Below are 13777 nucleotides of genomic sequence, written 5' to 3' on the forward strand. Positions count from 1 at the left end.
AACTTGTTCGTCGTCTTGCTCGTCATGGCTCCATCCTACTTGGAAGTTGGAGCCTCCGGCAGACCCGGGGCGGTTCAAACTGCACCATTGCCGTCTCTAGGCTTGCTGATGCCGCCGGCTCTGGTCTGCGCAGAAAATCGACTCTCCTCGCCTTTCGGCTGGAGACGATCGGCCTAGGAGCTATCACTCGAACCCAAAGTGCGCGCGAGGCGCGCGAGGGCGTCGGACCTGTTGCACGTGATCACGCGCCCCCTGACCATAACGTCGTGATCGGCTAGGGCCGCGAAACTGCGCGAAAGGCTTTCGCGCGTCATGCCGAGGAAGCTTGCGAGCTTCGCCTTCTCGAAAGGAATGTGCACCTCGAGGGTCTCGCCGCGGCGGATACCGCGCTCGAGCATCCAGGCGGCGAGGCGCTCAAGCCCGGACCGCATCTTCTGGCTCTTCAACTGTCGCACGACGTCCCGGTAGCGTTCGGCAAGTTCACGCACGACTGAACCGGCGAAGGCCGGGTCGCGGGCGAAGACGTCGCGGATCGCCTGGGCGGGGATCATCAGGATCCGTGACGGACCGAGGGTGCGGGCCGATTGCAGATAAACCTTCTCCACCAACACCGCCGCAAGGATGAAGGTGGAGACGGGCTCCAGGAAGCCAATGGTCGTCTCCTCGCCGTCGCTGTTGGAGAACATCTCGACCATGCCTTCGACGATGACGTGGAGAAAGTCAGCCTGGTCGCCCTCGTGGATGAGCAGGGTCTGCGCCGGGAAGCGCTGCAGGAAGGCCGCTCTCATCAGTGCGCCGAAATGCGATTCGCTGATCTCGGCGAAGAGCGGGAGGGATCGGACCGTCTGGATGTCATCGGTGCGCAACAGAGCGACCTCCACCAAGATGACCTTCATCAAAATTTGACAATTGTCAATTTCGCGATCAGCAAAAATCAATTCGGTAAGTGAATTTGATCAATACAATGCACTTCATCTGTCAATACGTTGCATGCCTTCGCTCTGGACGATGAATTCTTGATTTCAATCAATACAGATTGACGCGCTTTCGCCTTGGGTGATGCCGCTCATCGCGGCCTCGTAGCCACCGCCACCCAAGGCTAACATCATGACGATCCTGTCAGCCCCGTCCCGGTCGGACCAGAGCCGCGCTCTCTGGCTGTCGACCCTGGCCTTCACCATCTGCTTCGCCGTCTGGACCATCTTCTCCATCATCGGGGTGCAGATAAAGCGGGACCTCGGGCTGACCGAGACGCAGTTCGGCCTGCTGGTCGGTACGCCGATCCTCACGGGCTCGCTGATCCGCCTGATCCTCGGCATCTGGACCGACCAGTACGGAGGTCGGATCGTCTATTCGCTGACTATGATGTCCGCGGCGGTGGCGACGTTCCTGCTCACCTTCGCCTATGACTACCCGACCTTCCTGCTGGCGGCCCTCGGCGTCGGCATCGCCGGCGGCTCCTTCGCCGTCGGCATCGCCTATGTGTCGAAGTGGTACCCGAAGGAGAAGCAGGGCACGGCGCTCGGCATCTTCGGCGCCGGCAATGTCGGCGCGGCGGTGACCAAGTTCCTCGCCCCCTTCATCATGATCGCCTACGGCTGGCGGATGGTGGCAATCATCTGGGCCATCGCTCTCGCTGTCATGGCGGTCGTCTTCTTCCTCGGCACCAAGGACGATCCCGATCTCGCCCAGCGCAAGGCCAGGGGCCTGAAACCCGAGCCGATCTCGGCCCTGCTGGAGCCGCTGAAGAACGTCCAGGTCTGGCGGTTCGCCCTTTACTACTTCTTCGTCTTCGGTGCCTTCGTTGCGCTCGCCCTATGGCTTCCGCGCTACCTCATCGGCGTCTATGGGCTGAGCATCACGGCCGCCGGCATGGTGGGCGCGGCCTACTCGGTCCCGGCCTCTGTCTTCCGCGCCTATGGCGGGCACCTCTCCGACAAGGTCGGCGCGCGGACGGTGATGTACTGGACCTTCCTGGTCTCGGTGATCTGCACCTTCCTCCTGTCCTATCCGCCGGCCGACTATGTGGTCCGCACCACGACAGGCACCGTCACCTTCCACATGGAGATCGGGCTCGTCGCGTTCATCGTGATCGCCTTCGTCCTCGGTTTCTTCATGAGCCTCGGCAAGGCGGCGGTCTACAAGCACATCCCGGTCTATTATCCGAACCGCGTCGGGCCGGTCGGCGGCATCGTCGGCCTGATCGGCGGCCTCGGCGGCTTCATCCTGCCGATCGTCTTCGGCATGCTCAACGACCTGACGGGCATCTGGCAGAGCTGCTTCTGGCTGCTCTTCGTCATCGCCGCCGTCGCGCTGGTCTGGATGCACTTCGCCATCATGGCGATGGAGCGCGAGGCCCGCGAACAGGGCGTCGACCGCGCCACCCTGCCCGAGCTTCCCGAGATGCAACCGGTGCACGGCAAGGCCCAGCAGGGCGCGCTGGCCGCCTCCGGCGCCATCCAGGACTGGGCCCCCGAGGACCCGACCTACTGGGCCTCCAAGGGCAAGGCGATCGCTACCCGCAACCTCTGGATCTCGATCCCGAACCTGCTGCTCGCCTTCGCGGTGTGGATGGTCTGGTCGGTCGTCGTCGCCAAGCTTCCGGCGGTCGGCTTCAGGTTCACCACCGACCAGCTCTTCTGGCTCGCGGCGCTGCCGGCCCTGTCTGGTGCCACAATGCGCATCGCCTACGGCTTCATGCCGCCGATCTTCGGCGGGCGGCTGTGGACGACGCTCGCCACCTGGTCGCTGATGATCCCGGCGGTCGGCATCGGGCTTGCCGTGCAGAACCCGTCGACCCCCTACGTCATCTTCCTCGCGCTCGCCCTGCTCTGCGGCTTCGGCGGAGCCAACTTCGCCTCGTCGATGTCCAACATCGCCTTCTTCTTCCCGAAGGCGGAGAAGGGCAACGCGCTGGCGCTCAACGCGGGCCTCGGCAACCTCGGTGTCTCGGTGGTGCAGTTCGTCGTACCGCTGGTGATCACTGCGGGCGTCTTCGGCGCCATCGGCGGTGAGGCCCAGGTGGCGAGCAGCGGTGAACGGCTGTTCGTTCAGAATGCCGGCTACATCTGGATGCCTTTCATCGCCGCCTCCGCGATTGCCGCCTGGTTCGGCATGGACGACCTCGCCAGCATGAAGGCGTCCTTCGCCCAGCAGGCCGTCATCTTCCAGCGCAAGCACAACTGGATCATGTGCTGGCTCTATGTCGGCACCTTCGGCTCGTTCATCGGTTACTCGGCAGGGTTCCCCCTGCTGACCAAGACGCTGTTTCCCGAGGTCAACGCCCTGCAACTCGCCTTCCTCGGCCCGCTGGTCGGCGCCATGTCGCGCTCGCTCACCGGGTGGATTTCCGACCGGTGGGGTGGCGGCCGGGTGACCCTCTGGGTCTTCGCCGGGATGGCCCTCGCCGTCCTGTCCGTCCTCTACTTCATCACCATCAAGGACCAGCCGGGTGCCTTCGTCGGCTTCTTCGCCAGCTTCATGGCGCTGTTCTGCCTGACCGGCGTCGGCAACGCCTCCACCTTCCAGATGATCCCCGCGATCATGCGCAAGGACATGGCGCGCCTGATGCCGGGTGCCGACGAGCCCACCCGGGCCCGTCAGGCGGAAATGGAAGCGGCCGCCATCATCGGCTTCTCCTCGGCCATCGGCGCCTATGGCGGGTTCTTCATCCCCAAGGCCTACGGCACCTCCATCGCCATGACCGGCGCGGTCAACGGCGCGCTCTGGGCCTTCTTCGCCTTCTACCTCACCTGCATCGCCATCACCTGGGCGGTCTACACGCGCAAGGGCGGCGTCCTCCACGACGTCGAGCGCCGGCAGACCGCCCCCGTTCTTCAGCCCGCCCAGTGATCTCGGGGACCCGGCCATGTCGCATTTTCTCGATCGCCTGACCTTCTTCAACCGCACCACCGGCGAGTTCGCCGGCGGTCACGGGATCACCACCACCGAGGACCGCAGCTGGGAGGACGCCTACCGGAGGCGCTGGCAGTCGGACAAGATCGTCCGCTCCACCCACGGCGCCAACTGCACTGGCTCCTGCTCCTGGAAGATCTACGTCAAGGGCGGGATCGTCACCTGGGAGACGCAGCAGACCGACTATCCGCGCACGCGGCCGGAGCTGCCAAACCACGAGCCCCGCGGCTGTTCGCGCGGCGCCTCCTATTCCTGGTACCTCTACTCGGGGAACCGGGTGAAGTATCCGATGGTCCGCTCGCGCCTCGCCAAGCTGTGGCGGGAGGCGCGCGCCACCATGACGCCGGTGGCGGCCTGGGCCTCGATCGTCGAGAACCCGGAAAAGCGGGCGAGCTACACCTCGAAGCGTGGCCAAGGCGGCTTCGTCCGCTCCAGCTGGGACGAGACCAACGAGATCGTCGCGGCGGCCAACGCCTACACCACCAAGACCTACGGCCCTGATCGCATCTACGGGTTCTCGCCAATCCCGGCCATGTCGATGGTGTCCTATGCGGCCGGCTCGCGCTACCTGTCGCTTCTCGGCGGCGTCTGCATGTCCTTCTACGACTGGTACTGCGACCTGCCGCCCGCCTCGCCGCAGACCTGGGGCGAGCAGACCGACGTGCCGGAATCGGCCGACTGGTACAATTCGGGCTTCCTCATTCTGTGGGGCTCGAACGTGCCGCAGACGCGCACGCCGGACGCCCACTTCTACACCGAGGCCCGCTACCGCGGTGCCAAGTCGGTGGTCATCTGCCCGGACTATTCCGAGGCCTCGAAGTTCGCCGATCTGTGGATCTCGGTGAAGCAGGGCACGGACGCGGCGCTCGCCATGGCCATGGGCCACGTCATCCTCAAGGAGTTCTACGTCGACCGGCAGGCCACCTACTTCCACGACTACGTGCGCCAGTACTCGGACATGCCGATGCTGGTCCGCCTCGTCGAGCAGGACGGCCGGCTGGTGCCGGAGCGCCAGCTCCGCGCCTCGGATTTCAAGGGTGGGCTTGGGGAGACCAACAATCCCGACTGGAAGACAGTCGCCATTGACGAGACCACCGGCGAAATCTGCGTGCCGCACGGCTCGGTCGGTTTCCGCTGGGGCGAGAAGGGTAAGTGGAACCTCGAGGAGAAGGACGCCGGCGGCCACCAGACGAAGCTCGCCCTGACGCTCGCCGGTGGGGAACTCGCCGACGTCGCCTTCCCCTATTTCGGCAATATCGAGCACGAGCACTTCGCCTCGACCAGGGATGAATCCATCCTCACCCGCAAGGTGCCGGTGAAGCGCGTCGCGCTCGCCGACGGCGAAGCGCTGGTCGCCACGGTGCACGACCTGATGCTCGCCAACTACGGCGTCGACCGCGGCTTCGCCGGGGACACCGTGGCGAAGACCTACGACGAGACCGGCCCCTACACCCCGGCCTGGGCCGAGCACATCACCGGCGTGCCGCGCGACCAGATCATCACGGTCGCCCGCGAGTTCGCGCGCAATGCCGAGAAGACCAGGGGCCGTTCCATGGTGATCATCGGTGCCGCCATGAACCACTGGTACCACGCCGACATGAACTACCGCGGCGTGATCAACATGCTGGTCATGTGCGGCTGCATCGGCCAGTCGGGCGGCGGCTGGTCGCACTATGTCGGCCAGGAGAAGCTCAGGCCGCAGTCGGGCTGGGCGCCGCTCGCCTTCGCGCTCGACTGGGCGCGGCCGCCGCGCCAGCAGAACTCCACTTCGGCCTTCTACGTGAACACCGACCAGTGGCGCTACGAGACGGTCACGCCGGAGGAAATCCTCTCCCCCACCGCCCCGAAGGGCGACTGGGACGGCTCGATCATCGACTACAACGTCCGCGCCGTCCGCATGGGCTGGCTGCCGGCCTATCCGACCCTGCAGGAGAACTCACTGGAGATCGCCGGCAAGGCGGCCGCCGCCGGGCTCGAGGTGAAGGACTATGTCGCGCAGGCGGTGAAGTCCGGTGACCTCAACTTCGCCTGGGAAGACCCGGACAACCGCAGGAACTGGCCGCGCAACCTCTTCGTCTGGCGCTCCAACCTCTTGGGCTCCTCCGGCAAGGGGCACGAGTACTTCCTGAAGCACCTGCTCGGCACCAGCCACGGCGTGCTCGGCAAGGACCTCGGCAGCACCGGTGGTGCGAAGCCGAAGGAGGTGAAGTGGCGGGACGATGCTCCGGAAGGAAAGCTCGACCTCCTTGTGACGCTGGACTTCCGCATGTCCACGACCTGCGTCTACTCGGACATCGTGCTGCCGACGGCTACCTGGTACGAGAAGAACGACCTCAATACCTCCGACATGCATCCCTTCATTCACCCGCTCACCGCGGCGGTGGACCCGGTGTGGGAATCGAAGTCGGACTGGGAGATCTACAAGGGCATCGCCAAGACCTTCTCACGGGTCGCTCCCGAGGTGCTCGGCGTCGAGAAGGATGTGGTGCTGACACCGATCATGCACGACAGCCCCGGCGAGATCGCCCAGCCCTTCGACGTGAAGGACTGGAAGAAGGGCGAGATCGAGCCGATCCCCGGCAAGACCATGCCGACGGTTACGGTGGTCGAGCGCGACTATCCCAACCTCTATGCCCGCTTCACCTCACTCGGGCCGCTCATGGCCAAGGTCGGCAATGGCGGCAAGGGCATGGCCTGGAACACCGAGCACGAGGTGGAACTCCTCAAGGAACTGAACGGCGAGCATCGTGACGGCGCCAACATGGGCCTCGCCAAGATCGAGACCGACATCCATGCGACGGAAGTCATCCTGATGATGGCGCCGGAGACCAATGGCGAGGTTGCAGTGAAGGCCTGGCAGTCGCTCGGCGGCTTCACCGGCCTCGACCACACCCATCTCGCAATCCCCAAGGAGGATGAGAAGATCCGCTTCCGCGACGTGGTCGCCCAGCCGCGCAAGATCATCTCCTCGCCGATCTGGTCGGGCCTCGAAAGCGAGAAGGTCTGCTACAACGCCGGCTACACCAACGTCCACGAGCTGATCCCCTGGCGCACCCTGTCGGGGCGCCAGCAGCTCTATCAGGATCACCTGTGGATGCGGGCCTTCGGCGAGGCGCTCTGCGTTTATCGCCCGCCCGTCGACCTGAAGGCGACCAAGCCGGTCATCGGCCTGAAGCCGAACGGCAACAAGCAGGTGGTGCTGAACTTCATCACCCCACACCAGAAGTGGGGCATCCACTCCACCTATACCGACAACCTGATGATGCTGACGCTGTCCCGCGGCGGTCCGATCGTCTGGATGTCGGAGACCGATGCGGCGGCGGCCGGCATCGTCGACAACGACTGGGTGGAGGCCTTCAACAGCAACGGCGCCCTCGTCGCCCGCGCCGTCGTCTCCCAGCGCATGAAGAACGGCACGGTCTTCATGTACCACGCCCAGGAGAAGATCGTGAACGTGCCGGGCTCGGAGACCACCGGCAACCGCGGTGGGATCCACAACTCGGTCACCCGCGCGGTGCTGAAGCCGACCCACATGATCGGTGGCTACGCCCAGCTCGCCTACGGCTTCAACTACTACGGCACCATCGGCACCAACCGCGACGAGTTCGTCATCGTCCGCAAGCTGGCGAACGTCGACTGGCTCGAACGCCCCTTCGACGAGGCCAAGGCACGCCATGGCGCGGCTCCGGCCGTCGCGGCCGAGTGAACAGGAGAACTCAGATGAAGATCCGCGCTCAGATCGCGATGGTGCTGAACCTCGACAAGTGCATCGGCTGTCACACCTGTTCGGTCACCTGCAAGAACGTCTGGACGAACCGCGAAGGCGTCGAATACGCCTGGTTCAACAATGTCGAGACGAAACCCGGCATCGGCTACCCGAAGGACTGGGAGAACCAGGATCGCTGGAAGGGCGGCTGGAAGCGCAAGTCGACCGGCAAGATCCAGCCGCGCATCGGCTCCAAGTGGCGGGTGCTGGCGAACATTTTCGCCAACCCCGACCTGCCGGAGATCGACGACTACTACGAGCCCTTCACCTTCGACTACGAGCACCTGCAGAAGGCGCCGGAGCTGGAGGCCTTCCCGACGGCCCGCCCGCGTTCGCTCATCACCGGCGAGCGGATGGAGAAGATCGAGTGGGGGCCGAACTGGGAGGAGATTCTCGGCGGCGAGTTCTCCAAGCGCTCACAGGACAAGAACTTCGAGGGCGTCCAGAAGGACATCTACGGCCAGTTCGAAAACACCTTCATGATGTACCTGCCGAGGCTGTGCGAACACTGCCTCAACCCGACCTGCGTCGCCGCCTGCCCCTCGGGCGCCATCTACAAGCGGGACGAGGATGGCATCGTCCTCATCGATCAGGACAAGTGCCGCGGCTGGCGCATGTGCGTCTCGGCCTGCCCCTACAAGAAGATCTATTTCAACTGGAGCTCGGGCAAGTCGGAGAAGTGCATCTTCTGCTACCCGCGCATCGAGGCCGGACAGCCCACCGTGTGCTCGGAGACCTGTGTGGGCCGCATCCGCTACCTCGGTGTCGTCCTCTATGACGCCGACGGCATCGAGAAGGCCGCCTCGACCAAGAACGAGCAGGATCTCTACGAGGAGCAGCTGAAGCTCTTCCTGGATCCGAACGATCCGAAGGTCATCGAGGAGGCCCGCCGCCAGGGCATTCCAGAGAACTGGCTGGAGGCGGCCAAGCGCTCGCCGGTGTGGAAGATGGCGATGGAGTGGAAGATCGCCTTCCCGCTGCATCCCGAATACCGCACCATGCCGATGGTCTGGTACGTGCCGCCGCTCTCGCCGATCCAGTCGGCGGCCGAGGCCGGCAAGATCGGCATCGACGGCGACATGCCGGACGTGAAGTCGCTCCGCATCCCGGTGAAGTATCTCGCCAACCTGCTGACCGCCGGCAAGGAACAGCCGATCGTCACGGGGCTAGAGCGGATGCTGGCGATGCGCGCCTACATGCGCGCCAAGACCATCGACGGCGTCATCGACGACACCATTGCCCGGCGCGTCGGCATGACCGGGGCGGCGATCGAGGACATGTACCACGTGATGGCAATCGCCAATTACGAGGACCGCTTCGTCATCCCGACCTCCCACCGCGAATGGACGGAGGACGCCTACGAGCTGCGCGGTTCCTGCGGCTTCTCGTTCGGCAACGGCTGCTCCGACGGCGATTCCAAGCCGAGCCTCTTCGGCAAACCGAAGGCGAAGAATCCGATGGAGGTCGCGTGATGAAGACCTTCAAGGTTCTGTCCGCGCTCGCCGCCTATCCGAGCGCGGCCATGGTCGAGGCGATCCCCGCCATGCGCCAGTTGCTGGAGGCCGAGGGCCTTCTCGCCGCACCTGCGCGGCGGCTCATCGAGCCGCTGCTCGCCGATCTGACGGGCGGCGAGATCATGGAGATGCAGGAACGCTACGTGTTCCTGTTCGACCGTACCCGCTCGCTGTCGCTGCACCTGTTCGAGCATGTGCACGGCGAGAGCCGGGACCGTGGCCAGGCCATGGTCGATCTGAAGCAGCTCTACGAGGCTGCCGGCTTCGCGCTGAACACCTCGGAACTGCCGGACTACATCCCGGCCTTCCTCGAATATCTGTCGCTGAGGCCGGCCGACGAGGCCGCCTCCTTCCTCGGCGAGACGGTGCATATCCTGATCACGCTGGCGGAACGGCTGGAGAAGCGCTCCTCGCCCTATGCCGGCCTGTTCAGGGCCATGGTCGCCTTGTCGAAGGCGAAGCCGAAGGCCGAGGACATGGCCGCCATCGTCGCGGACGACGGCATCCAGCCGGACGACCTCGAGGCCCTCGATGCCGTCTGGCAGGAGGAGGAGGTCACCTTCGGCCCCGGCGCCGCGACAGCGGCCTGCGGCAAGGATGCGCTCGGCGCCAAGCTGCGCGCCGCCAACCGCCCGGCCGAGGGCGTCCAGCCCCCGGCTCCCGCAGGCGTGCGCACCGTCGTCACGCACAACCGCCTCCCCATCGCCTGAAGGAGCCCGTGCCATGGCCGCCACGCTCAATCACATCGTCTTCGGATGGTATCCCTACTTCGCGCTGACCGTGTTCCTCGCCGGAAGCCTCATCCGCTTCGACCGCGAGCAGTACACGTGGAAGGCGTCGTCCTCGCAGATCCTGCGCAAGAGCCAGCTCCGCTGGGGATCGAACCTCTTCCACCTCGGCATCCTCGCCATCTTTGCCGGCCACCTCGTTGGCCTTCTCACCCCGATCCAGGTCTTCGACGCGCTGGGCATCTCGCATGGCGCCAAGCAGATGCTCGCCATCGTGGCGGGCGGCATTGCCGGCATCGCCTGCTTTATCGGCATCTCGCTGCTGCTGCACCGGCGCCTGTTCGATGCGCGCATCCGGGCCACCTCGTCCTTCGCGGACACGGCGATCCTGGTGATCCTTTTCCTTCAGCTCTGCCTCGGCCTGCTCACCATTCCGCTATCGCTCGGGCACCTCGACGGGCATGAAATGGTGAAGTTCATGACCTGGGCCCAGGGCATCGCCTATCTGCAGCCGGGCGCCTCTCAGGCCATCGCCGACGTGCACCCGATTTTCAAGGCGCACATCTTCCTCGGCCTGACGATCTTCCTTGTCTTCCCCTTCACCCGGCTCGTCCACGTCTGGTCGGCGCCGGTCTGGTACCTCGGCCGCCGCGGCTACCAGATCGTCCGCACCCGCGACGGACGGCGCGTCGCCCCGGCGACGAAGTGAACAGCCACTCCAGACAAGGATCTTGTCATGAGCGCGCCTGCCCCCGTCCGCACCCTCATCTCCAAGCCGCCGCGCCAGCTGGTCAGCGTCAACGGCGTCGCCATCGGCGGCCAGGACATCCTGAGGGAGGCTCGCAACCACGCCAATGAGCGGCCCGCCGACGCCTGGCACGCGGCGGCGACCGCCCTGGTGGTCAAGGAACTCCTCGTCCAGGAGGCGTGCCGGCTCGGTGTCGCCGGCGACCCCGCCAGCGATGGCGAGGGACGGACGGAGACCGCCGAGGAAGCCTCCATCCGCAGCCTCGTCGAGCGCGAGGTGGGCGTTCCTGAAGCGACCGCCGAGGAATGCCGGCGCTACTACGAGAACCATCGGTCGCGGTTCCGGTCCGCGACCCTGACCGAGGCCTCGCACATCCTTCTGGCTGCCTCGCCCGAGGACCTCGAGGCGCGTCAGACGGCAGCCGCCACTGCCCAGAACGTCTGCGACCGGCTCGCCGCCGATCCCGATGCCTTCGCGATGCTTGCCCGACAGCATTCGCAATGCCCCTCGGCAGGACAGGGCGGGTCACTCGGCCAACTGTTGCCGGGCACCACCGTGCCGGAATTCGAGAACGGCATCGCCGCGCTCCCGCCCGGCGAGACGTCGCGCCGGCCGGTGGAGACGCGCTTCGGCTTTCACGTCGTGCGGGTCGAGCGCCGTATCGAGGGGCGCGACCTGCCCTTCGAACTGGTGCACGACCGGATCGCCGCCTATCTGCACGATGCCGCCGCCCACCGGGCGCATGCCCAATTTATCGCCCGTCTGGTGTCGGCCGCCGACATCAAGGGACTCGACATGGCCGGCGCCGCCGACCATCGCGTTCATTGAGGAGGACACCATGCTGCTCGGTGACCTTCTCGCCCGCTTCAATGACCCGCTCATCGCCGAACAGGCCCTGGCGAGCCTCGATGACCTCACGCTCGTCACCGATGTCACGGTGAAGGCCGACGCCGCAGGGTTGTCCACGGGGGCCTATGCGGCCGAATGCGTCGAGACCTATGCCGACACGACCTCGGACGAGGAATGGACCACGCTGATGGGGCAGATGGGTCGGACAGACGATCCCGGCAGTGTCCTGCTGCGCCGGGCGCTGGCCGCGGCTTGCAGCGGCGGTGGCACCTGCGGATGCGGAGGACATCACAGATGACCGCCCTCGCCTCGCCGCCCGTCACCGGATCCGGCACGGCCATGGCCCGCCCGCTCCCTCCGACGCAGCGCCCACAGCTGGTGGACTCCTTTGGCCGGGCGATCACCTATCTCCGGATCTCGGTGACCGACCGCTGCGACCTCCGCTGCTTCTACTGCATGTCGGAACGCCCCGAATTCCTGCCGAAGCGCGACCTCCTCACCCTTGAGGAACTAGACCGCCTCGCCTCCGCCTTCATCGCGCGAGGGGTGCGGAAGCTGAGGATCACCGGCGGCGAGCCGCTGGTGCGCCGTGGCGTCGTCGACCTGATGCATGAGCTCGGGCGGCACCTGGCGTCCGGCGCGCTCGACGAACTGACGCTCACCACCAATGGCAGCCAGTTGGTACATCACGCCGCGGCGCTCGCCCGTGCCGGCGTGAAACGGGTCAACATCTCCCTCGATTCACTCGATCCCGCCCGCTTCGCCGCCATCACCCGCCGCGGACGGCTCGCGGAAACGCTGGCAGGCATCGAGGCGGCGCAGGAGGCGGGCCTTCAGGTCAAGCTGAACGCCGTGGCGCTCGCCGGGATCAACGACGACGAGTTCGACCGCCTGGTGGAGTTCGGCCACCGGCGCGACATGGACGTCACCTTCATCGAGGTCATGCCCATTGGCGAGACGGGGTTCGGCCGCGCCGATCACTTCATCCCGCTCGCCCAGGTGCGCGAACGGCTGGAGCGTCACTTCACACTGGCGCCGAGCCTGTACCGCAGCGGCGGCCCGGCTCGCTATTGGAAGATCGAGGAGACGGGCAGTCGCGTCGGCTTCATCGCGGCGACGAGTTGCTCTTTCTGCTCGGCCTGCAATCGGGTTCGCATCACCGCAACCGGGCGGCTGGAAGCCTGCCTTGGACACGAATCGGGCATCGATCTCAAGGCGCCGCTGCGGCTGGATCCGACGGGGGAGAGCCTGGATGCCGTGATCGATGCGGCCATCGCCGCCAAGCCTCGCGGCCACGCCTTCACCGAGGCCTGGAGCCGCCCGGCGACGCGGCGCGGCATGCACGTCACGGGAGGTTGATCATGATTCTGGACCATCTGTTCGATCGGAACGCCGCATGGGCCCAGCGCAAGACCCGCGACGACCCGACCTATTTCGTCCGCATGGCCGAGCAGCAGTCGCCTGAGCTCATGTGGATCGGCTGCTCGGACAGCCGCGTCACCGCCAATGACGTACTCGGCCTCGATCCCGGCGCCGTCTTCGTCCAGCGCAACATCGCCAACATGGTCCACACCAGCGACATGAACCTTCTGGCGGTGCTGGAATTCGCGGTGGAGTCACTGGCGGTCGGCCATGTCATCATCTGCGGCCACTACGGCTGCGGCGGCGTCGCCCGGGCGCTCGGCGACGACCGTTCGGCCCTGGTCGACCACTGGCTGCAGCCTCTGGTCATGCTCCACCGCAAGCACCGCAGCGTCTTCGACGCCCTTGCGCCAAGGGCGCGCCTCGATCGGCTGTGCGAACTCAACGTGCAGATGCAGATGCGGCGCGTTGCGCAGACGCCCATCGTCGAGGGCGCGTGGCAGCGTGGGCAACCGCTCCACGTCCACGGGTGGATCTACGGGGTAGAGGACGGCCTGCTGCGTGAGATCGAGCCGCCGGTCGCCTCACTCAAGGCCCGCGACGCGCTCGCCAACATCGATACTTGTGCCGAAAGTCCCACCGAGCCGCAGAGTGCGGTGCGCCGCCACGCGCTGGTGGCTTTCGCAGTGGAACCGGCCGGAAGCTGCGGCTGCTCGATCGCAGCAGAGACCTAGCTCGTCGCGCGCGCCATGGCGACGACGATGCAGCATCAGCGCGCCTGGGGCGGCCCTGAGCCGGCGCGTTGGCGCAACCCTGCCAGCTCCGCCGCAGCTCGCGCTTCAGCCGACGCACCTCGGCGGCGTGATCGTCGTCACGGGCCGCCCCAGCAGGCTTT

General features: G+C 66.0%; 10 protein-coding genes. 9 read left to right on the plus strand and 1 reads right to left on the minus strand.

Annotation, left to right across the window (positions count from 1 at the left end):
* Positions 1 to 173 precede the first annotated feature (173 nt).
* Positions 174 to 881, minus strand: coding sequence for a cyclic nucleotide-binding domain-containing protein (locus ACTIFS_RS21510; RefSeq protein WP_439576182.1), 708 nt, complete (start codon positions 879 to 881; stop codon positions 174 to 176).
* A gap of 226 nt (positions 882 to 1107) precedes the next feature.
* Between ACTIFS_RS21510 and ACTIFS_RS21515 the strand changes: the two genes are divergently transcribed.
* The 9 genes from ACTIFS_RS21515 to ACTIFS_RS21555 are packed head-to-tail and all read left to right on the plus strand — an operon-like array spanning position 1108 to position 13616.
* Positions 1108 to 3852: a nitrate/nitrite transporter gene (locus tag ACTIFS_RS21515; protein WP_439576173.1), complete on the plus strand. Its 2745-nt coding sequence runs from the start codon at positions 1108 to 1110 to the stop codon at positions 3850 to 3852.
* 16 nt (positions 3853 to 3868) lie between these two features.
* Complete coding sequence (locus ACTIFS_RS21520) at positions 3869 to 7621, plus strand: nitrate reductase subunit alpha (RefSeq protein ID WP_439576174.1); 3753 nt, start codon at positions 3869 to 3871, stop codon at positions 7619 to 7621.
* A 14-nt stretch (positions 7622 to 7635) separates the two neighbouring features.
* Entirely contained in the window at positions 7636 to 9153 is a 1518-nt protein-coding gene (gene narH / locus ACTIFS_RS21525; protein ID WP_439576175.1) for a nitrate reductase subunit beta, read from the plus strand.
* Positions 9153 to 9905, plus strand: a complete 753-nt coding sequence (gene narJ, locus ACTIFS_RS21530; RefSeq protein ID WP_439576176.1) for a nitrate reductase molybdenum cofactor assembly chaperone — start codon at positions 9153 to 9155, stop codon at positions 9903 to 9905. The genes narH and narJ overlap by 1 nt, the downstream gene beginning before the upstream one ends.
* 13 nt (positions 9906 to 9918) lie before the next feature.
* Entirely contained in the window at positions 9919 to 10632 is a 714-nt protein-coding gene (gene narI / locus ACTIFS_RS21535; protein WP_439576177.1) for a respiratory nitrate reductase subunit gamma, read from the plus strand.
* A 27-nt stretch (positions 10633 to 10659) separates the two neighbouring features.
* The gene (locus ACTIFS_RS21540; protein ID WP_439576178.1) at positions 10660 to 11499 is read left to right on the plus strand and encodes a peptidylprolyl isomerase; all 840 of its coding nucleotides are present in this window, start codon (positions 10660 to 10662) and stop codon (positions 11497 to 11499) included.
* A 10-nt stretch (positions 11500 to 11509) separates the two neighbouring features.
* Complete coding sequence (locus tag ACTIFS_RS21545; protein WP_439576179.1) at positions 11510 to 11818, plus strand: hypothetical protein; 309 nt, start codon at positions 11510 to 11512, stop codon at positions 11816 to 11818.
* Positions 11815 to 12879, plus strand: coding sequence for a GTP 3',8-cyclase MoaA (moaA, locus tag ACTIFS_RS21550; RefSeq protein WP_439576180.1), 1065 nt, complete (start codon positions 11815 to 11817; stop codon positions 12877 to 12879). Before ACTIFS_RS21545 ends, moaA begins: the two co-directional genes overlap by 4 nt.
* 2 nt (positions 12880 to 12881) lie before the next feature.
* Positions 12882 to 13616: a carbonic anhydrase gene (locus ACTIFS_RS21555; protein ID WP_439576181.1), complete on the plus strand. Its 735-nt coding sequence runs from the start codon at positions 12882 to 12884 to the stop codon at positions 13614 to 13616.
* Positions 13617 to 13777: the final 161 nt, after the last annotated feature.

The organism is Phreatobacter sp. (assembly GCF_051860605.1).
GTDB lineage: Bacteria > Pseudomonadota > Alphaproteobacteria > Rhizobiales > Phreatobacteraceae > Phreatobacter.

Excerpts from the sequence above, each read along its gene's own strand:
- ACTIFS_RS21515 (WP_439576173.1), top strand. The coding sequence starts at position 1,108 with ATGACGATCCTGTCAGCCCCGTCCCGGTCGGACCAGAGCCGCGCTCTC.
- ACTIFS_RS21520 (WP_439576174.1), top strand. The coding sequence starts at position 3,869 with ATGTCGCATTTTCTCGATCGCCTGACCTTCTTCAACCGCACCACCGGC.
- narH (WP_439576175.1), top strand. The coding sequence starts at position 7,636 with ATGAAGATCCGCGCTCAGATCGCGATGGTGCTGAACCTCGACAAGTGC.
- narJ (WP_439576176.1), top strand. The coding sequence starts at position 9,153 with ATGAAGACCTTCAAGGTTCTGTCCGCGCTCGCCGCCTATCCGAGCGCG.
- narI (WP_439576177.1), top strand. The coding sequence starts at position 9,919 with ATGGCCGCCACGCTCAATCACATCGTCTTCGGATGGTATCCCTACTTC.
- ACTIFS_RS21540 (WP_439576178.1), top strand. The coding sequence starts at position 10,660 with ATGAGCGCGCCTGCCCCCGTCCGCACCCTCATCTCCAAGCCGCCGCGC.
- ACTIFS_RS21545 (WP_439576179.1), top strand. The coding sequence starts at position 11,510 with ATGCTGCTCGGTGACCTTCTCGCCCGCTTCAATGACCCGCTCATCGCC.
- moaA (WP_439576180.1), top strand. The coding sequence starts at position 11,815 with ATGACCGCCCTCGCCTCGCCGCCCGTCACCGGATCCGGCACGGCCATG.
- ACTIFS_RS21555 (WP_439576181.1), top strand. The coding sequence starts at position 12,882 with ATGATTCTGGACCATCTGTTCGATCGGAACGCCGCATGGGCCCAGCGC.